Annotated in this window: 16 protein-coding genes, 1 tRNA gene and 1 pseudogene; 11 read left to right on the forward strand and 7 right to left on the reverse strand. The window is 45.5% G+C overall.

The genetic code is table 11. The features are described 5' to 3' along the window. Nucleotides 1-312: 312 nt before the first annotated feature. Nucleotides 313-441, reverse strand: a pseudogene (locus tag J7529_RS22585) (IS4 family transposase); the annotation flags it as partial. Between the two features lie 140 nt (nt 442-581). On the opposite strand from J7529_RS22585, the gene J7529_RS22590 reads away from it, so the two are divergent. Continuing rightward, nucleotides 582-941 (forward strand): EamA family transporter, encoded by a 360-nt coding sequence (locus J7529_RS22590; RefSeq protein ID WP_271939741.1) that lies wholly within the window; start codon nt 582-584, stop codon nt 939-941. A 15-nt stretch (nt 942-956) separates the two neighbouring features. Further along, nucleotides 957-1,931, forward strand: a complete 975-nt coding sequence (locus J7529_RS22595) for a glycosyltransferase family 2 protein (protein WP_318730849.1) — start codon at nt 957-959, stop codon at nt 1,929-1,931. Nucleotides 1,932-2,458: 527 nt separating this feature from the next. Here J7529_RS22595 and J7529_RS22600 read toward each other — a convergent pair. From J7529_RS22600 to J7529_RS22615, 4 genes are all read right to left on the reverse strand, one after another. Further along, on the reverse strand, nt 2,459-3,124 hold the full coding sequence (locus tag J7529_RS22600; RefSeq protein ID WP_318730850.1) for a DUF2202 domain-containing protein: 666 nt from the start codon (nt 3,122-3,124) through the stop codon (nt 2,459-2,461). A gap of 207 nt (nt 3,125-3,331) precedes the next feature. Further along, nucleotides 3,332-4,192 (reverse strand): Rpn family recombination-promoting nuclease/putative transposase, encoded by an 861-nt coding sequence (locus tag J7529_RS22605; protein WP_318730851.1) that lies wholly within the window; start codon nt 4,190-4,192, stop codon nt 3,332-3,334. A 242-nt stretch (nt 4,193-4,434) separates the two neighbouring features. Continuing rightward, nucleotides 4,435-4,578 (reverse strand): high light inducible protein, encoded by a 144-nt coding sequence (locus J7529_RS22610; RefSeq protein ID WP_271939737.1) that lies wholly within the window; start codon nt 4,576-4,578, stop codon nt 4,435-4,437. A 172-nt stretch (nt 4,579-4,750) separates the two neighbouring features. Beyond that, entirely contained in the window at nt 4,751-5,653 is a 903-nt protein-coding gene (locus tag J7529_RS22615) for an alpha/beta fold hydrolase (RefSeq protein WP_318730852.1), read from the reverse strand. A gap of 398 nt (nt 5,654-6,051) precedes the next feature. Here J7529_RS22615 and J7529_RS22620 point away from each other — a divergent pair, with 398 nt between their 5' ends. Beyond that, entirely contained in the window at nt 6,052-6,972 is a 921-nt protein-coding gene (locus J7529_RS22620; protein WP_271939747.1) for a S66 peptidase family protein, read from the forward strand. 133 nt (nt 6,973-7,105) lie between these two features. On the opposite strand, the gene J7529_RS22625 is transcribed toward J7529_RS22620, so the two are convergent. Further along, nucleotides 7,106-9,166, reverse strand: a complete 2,061-nt coding sequence (locus J7529_RS22625) for an OmpA family protein (protein ID WP_318730853.1) — start codon at nt 9,164-9,166, stop codon at nt 7,106-7,108. A gap of 289 nt (nt 9,167-9,455) precedes the next feature. On the opposite strand from J7529_RS22625, the gene J7529_RS22630 reads away from it, so the two are divergent. From J7529_RS22630 to J7529_RS22645, 4 genes are all read left to right on the forward strand, one after another. Further along, on the forward strand, nt 9,456-11,315 hold the full coding sequence (locus J7529_RS22630) for a ferredoxin--nitrite reductase (RefSeq protein WP_318730854.1): 1,860 nt from the start codon (nt 9,456-9,458) through the stop codon (nt 11,313-11,315). A gap of 77 nt (nt 11,316-11,392) precedes the next feature. Next, nucleotides 11,393-11,989, forward strand: coding sequence for a hypothetical protein (locus J7529_RS22635; protein WP_318730855.1), 597 nt, complete (start codon nt 11,393-11,395; stop codon nt 11,987-11,989). Between the two features lie 92 nt (nt 11,990-12,081). Continuing rightward, the gene (locus J7529_RS22640; RefSeq protein WP_271936866.1) at nt 12,082-13,599 is read left to right on the forward strand and encodes an MFS transporter; all 1,518 of its coding nucleotides are present in this window, start codon (nt 12,082-12,084) and stop codon (nt 13,597-13,599) included. An 80-nt stretch (nt 13,600-13,679) separates the two neighbouring features. Next, complete coding sequence (locus J7529_RS22645; protein ID WP_318730856.1) at nt 13,680-15,875, forward strand: nitrate reductase; 2,196 nt, start codon at nt 13,680-13,682, stop codon at nt 15,873-15,875. 23 nt (nt 15,876-15,898) lie between these two features. Here the strand turns inward: J7529_RS22645 and J7529_RS22650 are convergent, their stop codons facing one another. Next, on the reverse strand, nt 15,899-17,608 hold the full coding sequence (locus J7529_RS22650; RefSeq protein WP_318730857.1) for an alpha/beta hydrolase: 1,710 nt from the start codon (nt 17,606-17,608) through the stop codon (nt 15,899-15,901). 178 nt (nt 17,609-17,786) lie between these two features. On the opposite strand from J7529_RS22650, the gene J7529_RS22655 reads away from it, so the two are divergent. From J7529_RS22655 to J7529_RS22670, 4 genes are all read left to right on the forward strand, one after another. Continuing rightward, a complete protein-coding gene (locus tag J7529_RS22655; RefSeq protein WP_318730858.1) occupies nt 17,787-18,188 on the forward strand; it encodes a hypothetical protein in 402 nt (133 codons plus the stop codon). Nucleotides 18,189-18,227: 39 nt separating this feature from the next. Beyond that, complete coding sequence (locus J7529_RS22660; protein ID WP_413038972.1) at nt 18,228-19,058, forward strand: MOSC domain-containing protein; 831 nt, start codon at nt 18,228-18,230, stop codon at nt 19,056-19,058. A 112-nt stretch (nt 19,059-19,170) separates the two neighbouring features. Beyond that, nucleotides 19,171-19,560, forward strand: a complete 390-nt coding sequence (gene rplS, locus J7529_RS22665; RefSeq protein WP_318730860.1) for a 50S ribosomal protein L19 — start codon at nt 19,171-19,173, stop codon at nt 19,558-19,560. A 72-nt stretch (nt 19,561-19,632) separates the two neighbouring features. Further along, nucleotides 19,633-19,705: transfer RNA gene (locus tag J7529_RS22670), tRNA-Trp, on the forward strand. Nucleotides 19,706-20,114: the final 409 nt, after the last annotated feature.

Below are 20,114 nucleotides of genomic sequence, written 5' to 3' on the forward strand. Positions count from 1 at the left end.
ATTTAGGACTTTTTGAATTCTGGGATTCTGAACTATTTAACAACAAAAACGGTTGACTATTCAAGCTAATCATTAGATAAGCACTCATAATCATCTCGCACCATTTTTCAATCTGGGCAAATTGAGTTAATCGATAATCTATTCTATGGCCAAACCCTGTTGGATAAATTCCGTTATTTGCCAGTCGAACTTAGTCGGCGCTGCTCTATTATTCATTGGAGCTACGATCTGATTCTAGAAACCCTTATTTAGTTCACTAGGGACTTTTCTTCAGTTAAATGTAAAGTTTTATGTCGAAATTAAACACTTCTGAGTCAAACTACTATCGAGTAAGAAGTTTAACCAGATTTCAAAGAACAGGCGAGAGTTGAGAACTGGGTAGTTATGAGCAGACAATGACTTGAGAATCGGTTTGACCAGATTGGTAAAGAATGCTAGCATTTAGAGAGTATTATTTTAATATTTAAAAATAAAACACCATATTTTATTCTCTTTTTTTTTGGCATTAAGCTAACATTCAACACTTCTGGCTATAACCCTATTGTCTATTGCTAGAGTGCCTAGCACAAAGCACTATACTTATGAACCCATCTATTATCCTTTATCTCATTGCTTGCGTTTTTAGCATTAGTCTAGGACAACTACTATTTAAATTAGCTGCAAATTTCAGTAATATCCATTCTCCCCAAGAAGTAACACTGATGAGCTATGTCAGCAATCCCTATCTCTGGAGTGCCTTAATTATTTACGGCTCGGCAACCCTATTTTGGATGTGGTTATTGCGATTTATTCCCCTAAATCAAGCCTACCCCTTTATGGCCTTAGCCTTTGTCATTGTTCCCCTGTTGAGTAGCCTGTTTTTAGGGGAAAAAGTTGATGCTCGTTACTTGGTGGGAGTTACCCTAATTATGTCCGGCTTGATTGTCATGAATTATCAATAAAAGAGGGGAGTTAAATTGAGTTTAAAGCCACAAGTTGCTGTCATTATTCCCTGTTACCGAGTTCGCCAACATATCAATTCTGTTTTATCTCAAATTGGCACAGAAGTGGATCAAATCTATCTGGTTGATGATTGTTGCCCAGAAAACACAGGTGAGTTTATTGAAAACAACAATCAAGATCACCGAATTCAAGTCCTCTATCATCGCCAAAATCAGGGGGTTGGTGGTGCAGTGATTACCGGATATCAACAGGCACTTCTAGACGGAGCAAGCATTGTGATTAAGCTGGATGGAGATGGGCAAATGAATCCTCGTTTTATTCCCCAATTGATTGCTTCCCTACTCTCAGGAGAAGCGGATTACACTAAAGGTAATCGCTTCTATCATCCAGAACACCTGCAAGGGATGCCTATAATTCGCGTCTTAGGAAATGCAGGCTTATCGTTTTTGACTAAATTATCCTCTGGATATTGGGAATTATTTGATCCTACAAATGGCTATACCGCTATTCATCATGCTGTTTTAGAACTCATTCCTCTGCGGAAACTGAGTAAACGGTTTTTCTTTGAATCGGATTTACTCTTTCGTCTGAATACCGTGCAAGCGGTGGTAATAGATATTCCCATGCCTTCGCAATATGGAGATGAGCAAAGTAATCTGAAGATTATGAAGATTTTCTTACCCTTTTTATGGGGAAATTGCCATAATTTTATCAAGCGAATTTTCTATAATTATTACTTGAGAAGTTTTTCTATTGCTTCCCTAGAGCTATTACTCGGACTTCCTCTATTACTCTTTGGTTTTATCTTCGGTAGTTTCTCTTGGTTGAAAAGCTTTACTACTGGAGAAACGGCGACTGCGGGAACTGTGATGTTAGCAGCTCTACCAATTATTCTTGGTTTTCAATTGGTGCTATCGTTTATCAATTACGATATTTCTATTACTCCTCGAATTCCCTTACAACGGAAACTGAGGAAAACCAATACTTGAAGACTATCCCTCTTCTGTCACTCTCCGAGTTCAAGGAATAGGAAATCTCCCAATTAGCGGGAAGGACAAAACGATTGAAATTGATTGACATTGTTGATCAATGTATTAAAAGAATTTAATAAATAAGAACTCGGGAAAATATATAGCGCTTCGCGCTAGGCACTCTAGCAATAGGCTTGCTTTGCAATAGCTTGCATGCCTTAGGTTCTAAGGCTTCAAGCTGTACCTCATAGAAGAGAGAAACGCTATAGCCCTCTTCTGTCACTTTCGGAAATCGCGATCGCTGTATCCCCTGTAGACAGAGACATTTGCCGATCTGACTAGATTTTTGAGTTTCTGTTAGGAAAAAACGTCGCGATCGCGGATGCGGCAAGGGGATAGACAATCCTCAAAGCCCATTTGAGTCCGAGTTTCTGTTAGTGTGAGATCGAGCAACATCATGCCCTTACTAAGTTTTAGAATTGGACTTCGATTGTACTTTCCTAGAGTGATAGAAGAGGACTATTGCCTAGCGCCTATCATCTTTCTTACTCACATCTCCGTATCCTTGCGCCCTTATGCCGCTGCATCCAACGATTTCCACATCTCCTACCCCAGCGATAACCCCCACGATGTCCTTCTCTGCTGTGATGTCCTCCTTGTCCTCCGGGTTCGTGAGCGGAACTGATAATAGCGTTGTATTGTTCTACCGATAAATGTTGGGGTTGGTAGGTGTCAGAAGTTTGACGACTTAAAACAGAGACAAACGAGCGTAAATGATTACGAGAGCCTCGCACTAAATTACCATACACTTGTCGAATGTTGGGTTTTTGAGTTTGATCGATCTTCTCTTCTAGATCGACAATATCCAGTTCTTCAATCTCTGCCCCAACTTTGAGAGCATCGGCTAAAGAGCGATGACCGGTTTTGAGCAAGGCATCGTATAGTTGTTGTAAGTCTGGATTGGTAAAAACACCTGGGTTGTTATTGGCGATCGGATCGTCGAGTCCGTAACGGTTGAGCAGTCTGAGAACAGCATTCATATGACGAGTCTCGCTTTGGGCGATATTGTCAAAAATAGGAAGTTGCCAACGGGTATATAGAGATAGATAGATATCGTGTGCCAATTTTTCCTCTTCTCGCATATACAGTAATCCTTCTGCTTCTGAGGATTTTAAAGGGCCCGCAGCTAAACGAGCGTTGGAGTACATCATTGGCTTCACTTCTGATAGGGTTTGTAGGGGATTGAGGCTAGATAGCTGATTGCTTCCATTGTATAGCTCAATCGCTATCTAAGAGTATAACTAAATAAAATGAAGTTGGATAGGGTGGGTAAAGAAAATCCAGAGTGGTGCGATCGCCACTTCTGCTAAACTCGCGATCAAAGATCGAGATGAGTAGGTGATTGCCCACCTTGCTGGCTATATTTCCTGACGTAAAGCTGCAACAACCTCCAAACTTAATCCCGTTGCTTGTGCAATTGCCTCATCATTCAATTGACCCAATAAATTTCGAGCAATGTCATGTTTTCCTTGTTCAATTCCTTCTTGCCGTCCTTCCTGTCGTCCTTCCTGTCGTCCCAAAGCGATCGCCCCCTGTTGATCGTAAATAAACATTTCCCGACGTTCTAACGCTTCTAGTTCCTCTGGTGTTAAACCCGCTTCATTAGCAATCTCAAAGGCTTGATGGAATTCTGGAATCTCATTGAGAGATTCTGGAATAGACGTAAGCGATCGTGCAAATTTCATAAAGTAAATCCATTTATCCGCTAAGGTTTCAAGCTGATTTAAGTCTTTAGTAAACTTGGGTAATTCCACAAAGACTAACTCCAAATCATTATCAGGGTAGTGCCATCCTTCTGATTTCTCTCGATAAACAAAGCGAGAAATGAGCCGATTGCGTTCAGGAAACATATCAAAATCAGTAATAGTCAAAGCAACCACTGGTTTTAGCATTCGATATCCTTGCCCTTTTTGCAGTTGAAAGCTATAAGCTTTGGCAGCATTAAATAAGACCCGCTTCCCAAAAGACTGAACATTTAAGACCTGCATTTCAATAATCACGAGCGTCCCATCATTGAGAGTCGCTCTGACATCAAGATAGGTATCTTTCAACCCTTCAAGTTGAGGCGGTAAATTGGGATTGATAATTTCTAAATCTTTGATGGTGGAATGCCCTTCATAGACCAAAGCATTTAGAAAGCTGATTAAAATATTTTTGCTTTGAATTGAGCCAAATATTTTCTTAAAAGCATAGTCGGTTTTGGGATTAATAAATTCCATAGCAATCGTACCTGAGCGTTTTGTCAAGTCCTAAATATAGTCTAGTCGAGTAGGGTAGACAATACCAGCCCTGTCCATTCAATTTGAGCGACATCACTCAATTTCTAAGTTTTCTTGTTCTATGAAGGAAATCTGTTAATAGATACAAGAAAAAGAGAGGAATCAGCGATCGCTGACTCCTCTCTACAAAGAGATTGTTTCGGTTAGAGATGATGGCATTCATTGATGAATGCCATCGGAGATTACATTAAGCCAAGTTGAGAAAGGATACCTTGACCGGTCATGAACTCCGTAGCTAAACCGATGATAATCCCTAGCATTGCGAGGCGGCCGTTCCAAGTTTCGGCGAAGGCAGTGAAACCCAATTTATTGTCTTGCTTTTCCATCTTTCAGAACTCCGGTGAGATTTCAAGTATCTGTAACCAAACTTAACACAATAAATTGAAGTTGACAACATTTGTTAATATCGTCTGACAGAATTGCTCGGCAAAAGGCAAGGAGCAGTAGGGGTGAAAAATTTTTTGCCCCTACTTGTCGGTGTTCTCCATCCCCTATTTCCTAGGGCGTAGTCCCATATACCCAATTGCGGATTAACTCATTCACCTGAGTGGGAACTTCGTCATGGGGGCAATGCCCTGCTTCGAGGAAATGTTCTGTCAGATCGGGATAATATTGATGGAATTTAGGACTTCTTTCCCTAGCCTTCATCCAGGGGTCAGCTTCTCCCCAAAGAACTAAGAGAGGACAGGCAAGTTGCTGCAAGAGATGATCGACTTTTGCGCCAGGAGGAGTTTTGAAGACGGCGGCAAAAACGTCAGGAGCACCAACATCACAGGAGGGGCGATAAATTTCTTCTACCAGTTGGTCAGTGACGGCGGTTTTATCCAGATAGACCTTGAGGAGGGTTTTACGGATAGTGGCACGACGACGAGCATATTGAAACAGCCAAAAGTTAATCCCTGGTTGCAGAAATAGCCAACGCGTTATTTTACCGATAGTGGCTTTGATGGGGTTGGGTGAGGTCTTAGGTTCACTATCAGAAAAAGGCCCAGCACTGTTGATAAGGACTAAACCGACGGCTGACTGGGGATATTGAGCGGCGACACAGAGAGAGGCGTAACCACCGAGGGAATTTCCAGCTAAAATTGCAGGCTGACCTATGACTTGGGTAATAAAGTCATGGAGTTGATCGCGCCAGAGGTCTCCACTATAGGTTAATTTGGGTTTACTCGATCGCCCAAATCCGAGCAAATCAATCGCCCAAACCTGAAAATCTTCCTGAAGTTCAGCAATATTTTTGCGCCAGTGGTCGGTAGATGCCCCAAACCCATGAACTAGGAGTAAGGAGGGGCGTTGGGGATGGGGTTGTCCAGCTTGGGTATAGTAAATGGAATAGCCGCGCCAATCCCAATATTGGCCAGTTAGATCGGATGGACTGTTTGATGAAACGGTGACTTGCATGGATTGAGTCGGGAAATGACTAAGAAATGTTAATTATTGTAATGTAGCGTTATAGGACTAGGACATGGTCTATTGCCTTTTGCCTATTACTTGAGACAATAATCTAACGATTTTCACCCACTCATTCAGTGCGATCGATCAAAGACTTAGAATCGTGACTAATGATACCAGATAATTTCAATAGATATTGGGTATTATACCCCAATCAGTCAATTGATCTGATGAGGGGTCTGATCTCCTTCCGGATCGGATCAAAATCAGAGAGTATATAGAAATGGTAGATGCACCCTGATGAACTCCTCCAGTTGGGGACAACTGGGGGATTACTTTCTTTAAGCTTTCCCACAAACCAGAGTATCCTAGACAAGGTAAATCCTGATTATCCTGTCGTTAAGATCATGCCCCTGGCTTTAGCACTCCCTCCTCCCCTTCAAGCTGGAGATCAATTAACGGTCATTGCTCCTAGTGGCCCGTTGCAAGAACAGCAGCGTTTTCAAGCTGGACTGGAACTATGGAAACAACAGGGATATCAGGTCAAGGTTGATGAGAGAATTTATGACCAATGGGGATATTTGGCCGGAAAAGATGGAGACCGCCGCACTCAACTCCTTGACGCTCTCCACGATCCTCAGTGTCGCGGTATTCTATGTGTTCGCGGAGGTTATGGAACGACTCGCTTATTAGAACCCTGGATCGAGGATCTCCCTTGGAAACAGTATCCCAAATGGTTAATTGGATTTTCTGATATTACTGGGTTGTTATGGAGCCAATTTTACCAAGGAGTGGGCGGAGGCATCCATGCGCCTGTACTGACTACCCTCTCCCAGGAACCCTCATGGTCTTTAGAGCGTTTATGGGCCGCTGTTCGTGGAGAACCCTTAGCTGCTCTTCAAGGTAAAGGATGGGGAGGCGATCGCACAGAAGGAATTTTACTGCCGGGTAATTTAACTGTAGCCACCCATCTGCTGGGTACACCTCTACAACCTGATGTTCAGGGAGTGATTTTAGCCTGGGAAGATGTCGGAGAAATGCCCTATCGCATAGATCGGATGCTCACTCAGTGGCGCATGAGCGGGCTTTTAAGCCAAGTTCGAGGGATTGCCTTGGGTCGGTTTAGTCAATGTGAAGCTCCCCAAGGACGACCGAGTTTAACCGTAGAAGAGGTTTTAGGCGATCGCCTCTCAGACTTAGGTATTCCGATCGTTTCTGATTTACCCTTTGGTCATGATGGTGAAAATGGAGCCTTACCCGTTGGCGCTTCAGTGTGCTTAGATGCACAAACAGGAAGGTTAGAATTTATCTATAGCGCTTCGTGCTAGTTAATGGGGAGTAATGGATAATGGGTATTGAGGGATCAAAAACTTTCAATCAAGTTTGGGCATTTAGTTTTTAATTCACTTGCAGATGCTTCACTATCTTCTATCTTCATGGTTGAACATTCATAAATAACAATTACTGAGGATAAAAGACAACTGCTCGCTTTAACCAATCGGCTTGCTTAGGATTGACATCCGCTGGAGGATAAGCGATCGCCTCTACCAGAAGCCGTTTCGGATCGATTCCCTGCTGAATCAGTACCTTTCGCACGGTTTCCGCCCGTTGACGACTCAACGCTTGCCCTTTTTCTTCCTCCTGATTGGGACTAATATGGCCGACAATCTTAATCTTTAATTCTGGATAGCGTTTTAACAGCGTTACCAACGGAATAATTTTTACCCGGATATCTGCCGTCGGCAACTCAGCAGAATTCACGGTGAAATAAATCCGAATCGGAATTTCTGGGGGCTGGACTTGCACCGTATTGGTGACTGCTTTAACTCCAGGAATTTCAGTAAAGGCTTGGGTAATGCGAGTGGCATCGGCGGCTTGAATCACTGTTCCTTTTATCGTAACTTCTCCATTAGCATATTCAGCAGAAATCGAAATGCTATCTAAACGATCCAAACTTGCCTCGACTCTGGTGACTTCCGCCTGAATTTTTTCCGCAGTCGGAGGCGCAGCAATAATTTCGACTTGATTATCCAGGGCTAAATTGGGGGCATTTTCCTCGATCGCCTCTTCCACCGTTTGCTGTAAACTCGGATCGGGCAACTGTCCGGTTAACATCACCCCATTGCCTTTCACTTGTGCATCTAACCGATAGGGCGATAGGGTGGGTGAATTGGCCAAAACTGCCGTCAGTTCACGACTTAAGCGGGTTTCTCGGACAGAGCGATAGACCAACCAACCGAGAGGCAAAAAGGCGATCGCCACAACTGCCGCAATAACCACCAACCATACCGTGGAAATCCCCCCAGAGCGCAGACGTTCCACTTTTTCCTTAAAGACTAAGGTTGCAGGTAAAGCAGGGGCGGGTTGACTTTCTCCAGCCTCACCTTTATCCACAATTAACGCTTCAATCTGCGGACTCAGCAGTGCCATTAATTCCTCTGGTGTCTGTTGCTCTGGGGGTTCAGTCGCTGGAGGTAATTGGGCTAGAGCTGATTCGAGCTTTTCAGCCACTAACGCATCTAACTGACTCTGAATCTTTTGTTCAACCAATCCTTCTAACTGAGCTAAAAGAACGGACTGCAATTGTTGCATATCCGGACTTTCAGGTAGTTTTATCTGTCCAATTAATTCCCCTTGAACTTGCTCCACCCGTTGCACAATGAAGCTCTCTAAGGTTGGCTGTAAAGTTTTAACCAGTTCAGAAGAATCGGGAAGGGGTTGGTTTTGCACATACTCCGATAAATGCTCAGACAATTGACTCTTCACTTGAGCCGCAATTTCGGGTTGCAGATCTTGCACCGAAGGCAACGCGGGCTGTTCCTTGGGAGTAAGTAAAGTTACTAACTCTTCCCGCGACTCTTGAAATCTTTGCGTCATCCCATCCATCAACTGCTGTTGTAGTTGGGTTTCCAGGAGTTCCTGTTGCTTTTCTAAATAGGGTTTGAGGGCACGTTTAAGTTGTTTTTGCAGAGGCGGCACTAACTGTGGTAAAATTAGATGCACAACTTCCTCTGACTGAGTTTGGATATACTCCATTAAATCGGTTCGTAGGAACTGCTCAAACTTCTGGCTAGTTTTCTCCTCCGACTCTTTCCGGGACTCTTCAAGACGATCTTCAACTCCTCGCAGCAGTTCATCCAGCAGCCGATCCCAAGTTGCTGGAGACAACGTCCCCTGATTGGATTTTGGCAGTAGGGGAATCATCGTTTCGGCAATTTCCTGCTTGTTTTCCTTAATGGTGCGCGTTAGGGCTGGATCGAGCCATTGCATTAGGGCAGTCGGCGATCGCATTAAATACCGCTTCACCTCCTCTCCCACTAACGGTACTAAAACCTGCGTTAACTCCTCCAAATCTGGCTGTTGGTTCTGCAAACTCGCCAACTCTTGCTTCAGCTCTTTTAATTTATTGAGTTCTTTTTGAGACTCATTACTTTCCGGAGGAATGAGTAAATTACGCAGTTGTGTTAAAGGATCATCCTCAATCGTCTCTTCCGTTTGTGGTTTCCTCAAATCCTCTGCCATTGCCCTTATCCTTAAATTATTAATCTTTTCTACAGATTCTTTGCGATTCTTTACAATTGCGTCCTAGGTCATTTTTCACCCTTAACACTCATCAGATAAGGTTTCCAGGACTTCTCGTCCCCCTTGATTATGCGATTTTTACACTTTATTCATACAAAAAGTTCATAAAACGAAATATTTTGTGATTTGAAATACGAAATTCTACGATCGATCTCCCTAACATACTAGCTAAATTCACGGCGGAGCAGACCCAGATCAATTCTTACCTAATTTAAAGAGGCTGTTTTGTATGACAACCGTCCCCTCTACTGAAACGCTCAATAAATTTGAACGCTTTAAAGCTGAAAAAGACGGTTTAGCCGTCAAAGAACAACTCAAACAATTCGCTCAAATGGGCTGGGAATCTATAGATGAAACGGACCGAGACCAACGGCTCAAATGGCTAGGAATCTTCTTCCGGCCTGTTACTCCAGGAAAATTCATGCTTCGGATGCGCATGCCCAACGGTATCCTCACCTCCGAGCAAATGCGGGTGTTAGCGGAAACGACCGAAAACTATGGAGAAGATGGCAATGCTGATATTACCACAAGGCAAAACCTGCAACTGCGGGGCATTCGCCTAGAAGATATTCCTCAAATCTTCGACCGGTTTCAGGAAGTGGGCTTAACTTCCATGCAATCGGGAATGGATAACGTGCGTAATATTACCGGCTCTCCCGTTGCTGGTATTGACAGTGCTGAACTGATTGATACGCGCCCATTAGTGCAGGCGACCCAAAACATGATTACCAACTCCGGTCAAGGGAACCCTGAATTTACTAATTTACCCAGAAAATTCAACATTGCGATCGCCGGCAGCCGAGATAATTCTGTTCACGCGGAAATCAATGACATCGCCTATGTTCCCGCCTACCGAAACGGCATTCTGGGCTTCAACGTTCTCGTCGGTGGCTTCTTCTCTGGCAAACGGTGCGAAGCGGCCATCCCCCTAGACGTTTGGATAGAACCGAGTGATTGCGTAGCTCTCAGCCGTGCCATTCTCCTCGTCTACCGAGACCATGGTTTACGAGCCAATCGGCAAAAATCTAGACTCATGTGGCTGATTGACGAATGGGGAATCGAACGATTCCGAGCCACCGTTGAACAACAACTGGGCAAACGCCTCCCTGAAGCCGCACCCAAAGATGAATTTGACTGGGACAAACGAGACCATATTGGCATTCACAAGCAAAAACAACCTGGATTCAACACCGCTGGGCTGCACATCCCCGTCGGTCGCCTATACCCGCCCGATATGTTTGAGCTGGCGCGCCTAGGCGAAGTCTACGGCGATGGGGAAATTCGGCTCACCGTCGAGCAGAATGCGATTATTGCCAACATTCCTGACTCGCGTCTAGAAGCGTTCCTGGCTGAACCTCTCTTGCAGAAATTCAGCATTAACCCTGACCCCCTCTCTCGCGCCCTCGTCTCCTGTACCGGGGCCCAATTCTGCAAATTTGCCCTCATTGAAACCAAAAATCGGGCAAACACGATGATGGCAGAACTCAGTCAGGAATTAACCCTCGAAAAACCGGTTCGCATCCATTGGACCGGATGCCCCAATTCTTGCGGGCAACCCCAAGTTGCTGACATTGGCTTAATGGGAACCAAAACCCGCAAAAACGGGAAAACCGTAGAAGCGGTCGATATCTTCATGGGGGGCAAAGTGGGGAAAGAAGCTCAACTTGGCCAAAAGGTGATGAAAGCCATTCCCTGCGAAGACCTGAAACTCGTCTTACGCAACCTACTGATTGAGCAATTTGGGGCCCAACCCAAAGCCGGCTATGTAGCTCCGACTCCAGACGTGAACGGCAATGGAGCTAAATTGCCTGTCATAGAACCCCTGGCTACCCCTGTGGGAACGGTGCAATTAGCCAAAACGGGTAAAACTTTCCCCTGTTATAAAGGCGAGTCCATCTTGGAAGCCGCAGAACGGGAAGGCATTGACCTAGAGTCGAGTTGTCGTTCCGGAACTTGTGGAACCTGTCAACAGCAGTTGGTTTCTGGAGAAGTTCGCTATCTCCAAGACCCCCAAGCCTTGGGCGAACAGCAGGGAGCCATTCTGACCTGTATCGCTCATCCGGTTGGAGAGATTGTTCTAGATGCTTAAGGACAGATAGAACAAAAAAACTGGGGAGTGCCCCCAGTCCAAATATCTAATCATCTTAATTAAGGAGTATCGCAAAAATGTCTGAACCTAACAATACCCTCTCTCCTGTAGAGTCCGTACTTCTGAAAAGCTTCAGTTTAATCGGAGTCCTTGTCTTTGCTGGAGTCATGGTGGGTCGCTGGAATCATCTGATAACCCAAGTGGCTTTAGCCGAAACAGAAGTTGCAGAAGTGGTTGCTCCTGAACCCGAAGTGACTGCTACACCTGAAGTAGAAGAGGTCATTGTAGCGAGTGCAAGTCCCACGGGAGTTACAACCTCTGCGGTGATGACCGAAACTATAGAAACGGAAGTTGTCGAAGACGTAGCAGAAACCCTAGAAGTTGAGATGGATGAAGCTACGGTCAGTGCGTTACGCTCAGAGCTTTATGAACAAATTGATAGCAATTGGCAAACTTCGCCTACGTTCTCTGAGAGTTTAGTGTATCAGGTAGAGGTCAACGAGGAAGGAGCGATCGCCAATTACATCCCCCTGAACTCCGTCGCCTCCGACTATCTCACGGAAACTCCCCTCGAAACCCTAGTCCAAGAAAAAGACTCCTCTAGCTCTGCCCCCTTCCTCGTTGTCATGGCTCCTAGTGGTGTTCTTGAAGTTAGTTCCTGGACAGGACAATAGGGACACGGAGACGCGGGGATTTCCTGTGACTCCTGACTTTCTACTCCTGACTTCCTACTTATTACTTATTACCCATTACCTAATCAACCGTCATGCTCAAAGAAATGTGGTCATTCCAGGGCAGATACAAAATTCTGCATATGACCTGGTTCGCCTTCTTCCTCTCCTTCGTTGTTTGGTTCAACCTCGCCCCTCTAGCCACAGCCGTTAAAGAGGATTTCGGTTTAGAAGTGGGTCAAATTCGGACAATTGCTATCTGTAACGTCGCCCTTACTGTTCCTGCCCGGATTATTATTGGGATGCTTCTGGACAAATACGGGCCCAGAATCACCTACTCTGTTCTTTTGGTCTATGCCGCCATTCCCTGTATTGCCTTCGCCAGTGCCCAAAACTTTAGCCAACTGGTGATTAGCCGACTTGCCCTCAGTATCGTCGGTGCAGGGTTTGTAATTGGTATTCGCATGGTTGCGGAATGGTTCCCTCCCAAAGAAATTGGTCTAGCTGAAGGTATCTATGGAGGATGGGGGAACTTTGGTTCTGCTGCCTCTGCCTTTACCCTGCCTACTATTGCCGCGATTCTCACCTTTGGAGCCGGTAGCATCATTAACTGGCGGCTTGCTATTGCTGGAACTGGAATTATCGCCGCACTCTACGGTATTCTTTACTTCTTTAACGTCCAAGATACTCCTCCTGGCAAAGTCTATCAAAAGCCCAAAAAAGCAACCGGTCTAGAAGTTACCACGCCAAAAGACTTCTGGTTCCTGATGCTCATGAATATTCCCCTCTCTGGTATTCTTGCTGTTCTCGCTTGGCGCTTAAGTAAAGTCGGATTTCTGAATACTCCGCAACTCTATATGGTTTGGGGGGGGTTACTGTGCCTCTATCTGTTCCAAGCCTATAACTGTTGGGATGTGAACAAAGAACTGATGCTGGGCAAAAAGCGCTATCCGGCTGAAGACCGCTATGAATTTTCCCAAGTTGCCCTCTTAGAACTCACCTATATTGTTAATTTTGGTTCAGAACTTGCAGTTGTTTCCATGCTTCCTGCCTTCTTTGAAGGAACCTTTGGCCTGAGTAAACAAGCTGCTGGGATGATTGCTGCCAGCTATGCCTTCATGAACTTAATGTCCCGTCCTGGGGGTGGCTTAATCTCCGATCGCCTCGGCAGTCGTAAAATGACCATGGCAGTATTGACCGGAGGTATGGGTATTGCCTATCTAATGATGGGTCGCGTCACTGGAAGTTGGTTCTTACCCCTAGCTGTCATGCTCACTATGGCGTGTTCCTTCTTTGTCCAAGCGGGAGAAGGGTCTACCTTCGCCATGGTTCCCCTGATTAAACGCCGCGTCACCGGACAAATTGCTGGTAATGTCGGAGCCTATGGTAACGTCGGAGCGGTTGCTTATCTCACCCTCTTTAGCTTGCTCCCTTCTGGAGATGTGGGTAACCGAGTCTTCTTTGAAGTTCTAGGCGTTGCATCTCTGATTGTTGCCTTCCTCTGCGGCTTCTTCCTCAAAGAACCCAAAGGCTCATTTGCCGACCACCACGAAGGAGAAATGGAAGCGACTACGGTTGCTCATGTGGACTCTCCCGTAACTGCTGCTGAATAGGGAATGGGGATGGGGAATAGGCAACAAGCTATCTCCCCATCCCCCTATCCCCCCATCCCCCATCCCCCTACTAAACTGCCATGGTACACAAAACCCTTTGTCCTTATTGTGGAGTCGGTTGTGGCTTAGATGCCTCTCCTCCTGCTGTTCCTGGTAAAGCGACCAACCGAGACAAAGATGGGTTACCTATTTGGAAGATAATGGGCGATAAAACTCACCCATCGAGTTTAGGAAAAGTTTGTGTCAAAGGAGCAACGATAAGTGAATCTTTAGAAAAAAATCGCCTCAAAACCCCAATGATGCGCGATTCATTGGATGAGCCATTTCGTAAAGTAACTTGGGATGAAGCGCTCAACCGTATTGTTGGCAAAATTAAGACGACTCGGTTGGTTCAAGGGCCTAATGCGATTTGTATGTATGGGTCCGGACAGTTTCAAACGGAAGATTATTATATTGCCCAAAAATTGCTTAAAGGTTTCCTGACAACCAATAATTTTGATGCTAATTCTCGCTTGTGTATGTCTTCGGCAGTGTCCGGATATATTCAAAGCTTGGGTTCTGATGGGCCACCCTGTTGTTATGATGACTTGGAATTAACCGACTGTGCGTTTCTCATTGGTACGAATACGGCAGAATGTCACCCGATTATTTTTAATCGCTTGCGGGTTTATCACAAGAAAAATAAGCAGGTAAAACTGATTGTTGTAGACCCGCGCAAGACCCAAACCGCAGAAGCGGCTGACCTGCATTTGGCGATTCGGCCGGGTACGGATATTGATTTAATGAATGGAATTGCCTATTTATTACACAAGTGGGGATTGATTGACTCCCTGTTTATCGACGAACAAACCACTGGATTTGTAGACTATGTAAAGGTTATCCAATCTTATCCCCCAGAATTAGTGGCGCGAAATTGCCGGATTTCAGTGGAAGATTTGGAACTGGCGGCTCGCTGGTGGGGAGAGTCGAAGCGGGTGCTATCTCTGTGGTCGATGGGGTTAAATCAGTCTTCGGAAGGCACAGCAAAGAATCGAGTGCTGATTAATCTGCATTTGATGACGGGGAATATTGGTAAGCCAGGAGCTGGCCCTTTTTCGCTCACTGGGCAACCGAATGCGATGGGAGGTCGGGAAGCGGGAGGACTCGCCCATATTTTACCGGGTTATCGGTTGGTCAAAAATAGAGAGCATCGTCGAGAAGTAGAACAGCTTTGGGGATTAACGCCAGGAAGTATTAATCCTCAACCCGGGTTGTCTGCTTGGGAAATGATTCAAGGATTGGAACAAGGCTGGGTAGGGGTTTTGTGGATTGCAGCAACGAATCCGGCGGTGAGTATGCCAGATTTGGAGCGGACAAAAGCGGCTTTGTTGCGATCGCCATTTACTATTTGCCAGGATGCCTATTATCCCACAGAAACGGCCGAATATGCCCATGTTTTGCTCCCTGCGGCTCAGTGGAGCGAGAAAACCGGAACCATGACTAACTCGGAGCGCCGCGTCACCTTCTGTCCAGCGTTTCGACCAGCTCCGGGTTCTGCACGTCCCGACTGGGAAATCTTTGCCGAAGTCGGACGCAGATTAGGGTATGAGCAGCAGTTTACTTTTGCGGACTCGGAAGCGGTGCGCAATGAATTTCTCCAACTTACGGCTAATCGACCCTGCGAGCAACGGGGAATTACTTACGAGCGCCTGCGGGAAGAGGGGCCCCTCCAATGGCCTTGTGTCGATGGAGGAAAACCACAGGCTCGAATGTATACAGATTTACGCTTTAATACCTCTGATGGCCGGGCGCGATTTGGAGCGTTCCATTCACGGGGCTTGGCAGAACTGCCGGATGGTGAGTATCCTTTTGTGCTAACAGTGGGGCGGCTCTATGGTCATTGGCATACCTTAACCCGAACCGGTCGAATTGATAAGATTCAGAAGATGCATCCAGAAGCAGTGATTGAGGTACACCCCTATGATGCAGAGAAATTAGGGATTGCAGAAGGGATGATGGTCGAAGTGCGATCGCGGCGCGGATGGTGTCGTTTTCCGGCCAAAATAACCAAGAATATTACTAAAGGAACCGTATTTGCACCGATGCATTGGGGGGCGATGTGGGGCGATCGCACAGAAGCCAATATGTTAACCCATCCGGAAGCCTGCCCCAGTTCGGGACAACCGGAACTCAAAGCCTGTGCCGTTCGCTTAATCCCCATCACCCATCACCCATCACCGGTTAACCGGGAACAGTTACCCCTTGAAATATCGAAGTTAAGCATTTCTCCATCCTAAGATCCATTGATAATGAATCGATCTCAAAATCCTGGAGAGATTTCTGGTAATTGCTCCAGTTCGAGTTGAGTGACTAAACTCAGGGGCATGGGTTCTTGGCTAATCGATTGGATATAAGCGGGAGTTAAATAAGGTTTATAGTCTAGATTTTCAGCCACATAAGTTTGGAAAAAGGCTAAGGTTAAGGCTAGGGTATAACGACGGGCTAAATCGGGATCTTCGCCAATCACCAAGCTGGGTAACGGGAGATCATCTTCCCCCGGTTGTAAAGTAGAAAAGTGAGTTCCTCCTTCCTGTAAGACTAAATATTTTTCTGATGTATTCGTTAACCAAACAAAGGGTAAAATCTGTTCGGGAAAAGATAGGGCAACCGTATCTTTACTCCCGGCAACAATCATCACGGGAATTTCAATATCATCGAGACTCGATTCTCCTAAAACCCGACTGCTAATGGGATTAATGGCAATCACAGACTGAATGCGGGAGTCCTGAAGATTCAGGGAGCGATCGCCCTCTCCTAACTCTAAAGCGCGACATTGGAGCAACAGAGAAACGTTCCACGACGGACTATTGGGATTACAATCTGCTTCTAACTGCTCAAAATTAATCTTAGCTCCAGCCAACGCCAACACGGTATAACCGCCAAACGATTGCCCGATCGCCCCTACGCGCTCCACATTAATCCGTCCTTCCAGAGCGCCACCCGGTTGGGTTTGGCGACTGAGTTCGTCAAGCATAAAGATAATATCTAAAGGACGGTTGATAAACTCGCTCGGTTCAGCCACTTCATTCGCTTTTCCTTCGAGCATCGCTTCCCGTTGGCGATCGCTACTTTCCAAATGCTCAGGAACCACCACAGCAAACCCCCTAGAAGCTAAATGAGTGGCTAAATACACAAAACTGTCTCGATTCGAGCCTAAACCGTGGGAAATAACGACTAAAGGAGCGGGTTGATCGGAACGGTTGGGAACATAAAGATCGACCGGATAAGCGCGATTTCGCTCCCGATCTCGGAGAGTAAACGAGCGTTTTTCCCAGCGAAAATAGCCCACAGTATCTAAATCAGGCAGTTCAGAAATGGGGATTTCTCCTTTCGGAACCGAAAAAGGAAATGCCGAATTCCATTGAATTCCCTCGGGTACTTTTGCCATTTGAGCTTGAAAAGAAATCTCGATCGCCGATTGTTGAGCGACAACCTGATTGGCTTCATTGGTTTGCTGCACTAAGGTATACAAATTCAAGGCAATATCGAGCGCCGATTCTAAATCAATTCGCAATCCTTGAGTGGGAAATTTCCGCAAAATATTCAGCAATGTCATCCCATCCGGTTCAGCCGCCGCTAAAATCAAAGCTGCTCGAATCGCATAAAATCCCTGTTGTCGTCCTCCCGTTTTCACCACTCGCCCCAAGCGCTCTAATAAAACTTCTCCTTGGGGAGAATAGAGAAATTGAGAAATCCCTAAAGGAGTCACATCAATTGGCTGCTGGAGAATCTCCCTAAACTGATTAAGTTGATCCTCATTCAGATAGCGAGTATAAGCGGATAATTTGGGGCTGATTTTTCCTTCGTTCACAAAGTTTTCTAAGTCCCGCACAGGAATAGAGCGCTCAACTAAAGAAAAAGAAACATAGACTTGTTCGGCTGCCCAAACTGGTTGTAGGGGAAGGGGAGAACAAACCAGCATTGCCACTCCCATCAGCCACTGCCATCGAAAATATTGTTGTAAGACCATCGATCTCACCTCTCACACCATCTCTATGTTAGCTCAGGTAGGTAAGAGGGAATAGGGAAAACCGGGTTTTACGCTTGTCTTATGGCATAAATCTTAAACCAGAAATTTTTCCGGAAGAAGCAGGGGAGATTGGTATAGGGAAACGACATAAAGCCATTCCAGCGGATTAGGAAAATCTATGAACTTGACCCCAACTCAACCCCTATCAGTCTGGATTCAACAGTGCTGGGTTCATTATACCTTAGACGCTCCAGAAGAACGGTGCCCAAAGGTACCCGAATTGCCCGGTTTATATGGTTTGGTTGCTCAAAGTCAGGATGGTGAAAATTGGATTTTACTTCATATTGGCCAAACCCAAGTCAATTTGCGCGAATCTTGGTGTTATTATCGTCAATTACCGATGGTAAAAATTCTGCACCAGTTATCCCTAAATGTGAGTTTCGCCGTATTGGCCTTTCCTGTCGATTCTCTACCTGGATTATCTTTAGAACACTTATCGAACTGGGAACAGGCGTTAGTCGAATCTTTAGAGCCGATGCTCACCAAAACGCCAGCCGTTTTACAAATTGCGGTAAAGTGAGTAGGGATACAATGGCATAAAATAGCCCAGGTGTGGATGATGCAAGTTTCCCAGTTGTATATTTACCCGATTAAGTCTTGTGGGGCGATCGCCTGCCCAAATATTAGAGTAACTCCAAATGGGTTAGCTGGCGATCGTCAAATGATGCTCGTCAACGCACAAGGTCAATTTATGACCCAACGGGACTATCCACAAATGACCAAAGTCCAGGTAAATTTGACGGCTGATACCCTCACCCTAGAATACGAGAATTTTGACCCTTTAGTGCTTCAACCTACCTTAGAGGGCAAGCTACACCCTGTTCAAGTGTGGCGAACCCAGACCCTGGCTATTGACCAAGGAGAACCCGTTGCCGAGTGGTTTCAAAGCGTCCTGAAATTAGACCATCTCTGTCGCCTTGTTCATCAATCTCCCCACCATCCCCGCGCCGTTGATTCTAAGTATGCCATCACGGAAAATGATACGGTCAGCTTTGCTGATGGCTATCCCATCTTGTTAACGAATACCGCATCTTTAGAAGACCTCAACCGCCGACTGCGCCAAACCTATCCCCAAGATCCCCCCCAATTCCCCATGAACCGTTTCCGTCCCAACATCGTCATTGAAACCAACGAACCGTTTGGGGAAGATCGCTGGCAAACCGTAACCATTGGCCCAGTAGAATTAGAATTAGTAAAACCCTGCTCCCGCTGCATCATCATCACCACCAATCAAATCACTGGAGAGCGCAACTCCCAGCGCGAACCCCTCAAAACCCTAGCCACCTTTCGCCAACAACCTGGAGGTCTCATGTTTGGCTGCAACGTCATTCCCAAAACCCTAGGTGAGATCGAAGTAGGAAGCGCAATTCAATTAACAATTAATACTTAAATAATTTGGGTACTTGGCGCTCTCCCCACTCCCTATTGCCTATTCCCCCTAGACAGAACATAAAATCTTGAGTTACCATAAAAAATTGTGAGTTTTTAAGATAGAGAAGCCCATGCACGCTCAAGAAATCATCCGCTCTATAGAAGCGGAACAAATGAAACCAGAGATTCCTCTAATCTACATTGGAGATACAGTAAAAATCGGTGTGAGAATCCGAGAAGGTGGAAAAGAAAGAACCCAGCCCTACGAAGGTGTGGTGATTGCCAAGCGCAATGGTGGCATCAATGAAACCATAACAGTTCGCAAAATATTCCAAGGTGTGGGCGTAGAACGAGTCTTTTTACTCCATTCTCCACGCATCACCAATATTAAAGTGACTCGCCGAGGAAAAGCCCGCCGAGCCAAACTCTATTATTTGCGCGATCGCGTTGGTAAAGCAACTCGTCTCAAACAGCGCTTTGATCGTCCCTTAGATACAAAAATCAAGACTAAGACTAAATAACGCCTTCCCCTTGACACAAATTCCAATTGATGTGTATAATTAGAGGGCTTAGGTTAATCCAAACCAACCAGTGCGCTCTTAGTTCAGTTGGTAGAACGCAGGTCTCCAAAACCTGATGTCGGGGGTTCAAGTCCTCCAGGGCGCGTTATCGTCAATCTTCGATCCCGTAAGGCTTTGTCCTCCGAAGTCAGGTTTTGGAGACCTGCTACTCACACATATTTCACACAAAATCACCATAACACTCAAATATGGGGTATGGATTAAATAGGTCATAGAAATAGAGAAAACTTATTCATGGAAGCATTACCATAGACTTTCACTAATGACCCAATCACATGACCATTACATAAGCGTTATTGATGGATAAGTAGAGAACCATAAGGTGTGATAAAATGAATGTCAGACTGGTAGTTTTCTCACAAAAAAAAGACCCCATAGGAGGGTCTTTAGCTTAACGGCTCATTCACGACGTAAATTTACGTCGTGACTTCAAGAATATGGGAAGGCAAGGGCTATGAATAACTAAAGCTAATACTAATAGGAAATAATATAAT

It is taken from the genome of Roseofilum sp. Guam (assembly GCF_017746735.1).
Classification (GTDB): domain Bacteria; phylum Cyanobacteriota; class Cyanobacteriia; order Cyanobacteriales; family Desertifilaceae; genus Roseofilum; species Roseofilum reptotaenium.

Bases quoted from the DNA above. Each gene is read 5' to 3' on its own strand.
- J7529_RS22655 (WP_318730858.1), top strand. From the start codon at position 17,787: ATGAACTTGACCCCAACTCAACCCCTATCAGTCTGGATTCAACAGTGC.
- J7529_RS22635 (WP_318730855.1), top strand. From the start codon at position 11,393: ATGTCTGAACCTAACAATACCCTCTCTCCTGTAGAGTCCGTACTTCTG.
- rplS (WP_318730860.1), top strand. From the start codon at position 19,171: ATGCACGCTCAAGAAATCATCCGCTCTATAGAAGCGGAACAAATGAAA.
- J7529_RS22625 (WP_318730853.1), bottom strand. From the start codon at position 9,166: ATGGCAGAGGATTTGAGGAAACCACAAACGGAAGAGACGATTGAGGAT.
- J7529_RS22615 (WP_318730852.1), bottom strand. From the start codon at position 5,653: ATGCAAGTCACCGTTTCATCAAACAGTCCATCCGATCTAACTGGCCAA.
- J7529_RS22660 (WP_413038972.1), top strand. From the start codon at position 18,228: ATGCAAGTTTCCCAGTTGTATATTTACCCGATTAAGTCTTGTGGGGCG.
- J7529_RS22605 (WP_318730851.1), bottom strand. From the start codon at position 4,192: ATGGAATTTATTAATCCCAAAACCGACTATGCTTTTAAGAAAATATTT.
- J7529_RS22650 (WP_318730857.1), bottom strand. From the start codon at position 17,608: ATGGTCTTACAACAATATTTTCGATGGCAGTGGCTGATGGGAGTGGCA.
- J7529_RS22645 (WP_318730856.1), top strand. From the start codon at position 13,680: ATGGTACACAAAACCCTTTGTCCTTATTGTGGAGTCGGTTGTGGCTTA.
- J7529_RS22640 (WP_271936866.1), top strand. From the start codon at position 12,082: ATGCTCAAAGAAATGTGGTCATTCCAGGGCAGATACAAAATTCTGCAT.
- J7529_RS22610 (WP_271939737.1), bottom strand. From the start codon at position 4,578: ATGGAAAAGCAAGACAATAAATTGGGTTTCACTGCCTTCGCCGAAACT.
- J7529_RS22590 (WP_271939741.1), top strand. From the start codon at position 582: ATGAACCCATCTATTATCCTTTATCTCATTGCTTGCGTTTTTAGCATT.
- J7529_RS22620 (WP_271939747.1), top strand. From the start codon at position 6,052: ATGCCCCTGGCTTTAGCACTCCCTCCTCCCCTTCAAGCTGGAGATCAA.
- J7529_RS22630 (WP_318730854.1), top strand. From the start codon at position 9,456: ATGACAACCGTCCCCTCTACTGAAACGCTCAATAAATTTGAACGCTTT.
- J7529_RS22600 (WP_318730850.1), bottom strand. From the start codon at position 3,124: ATGATGTACTCCAACGCTCGTTTAGCTGCGGGCCCTTTAAAATCCTCA.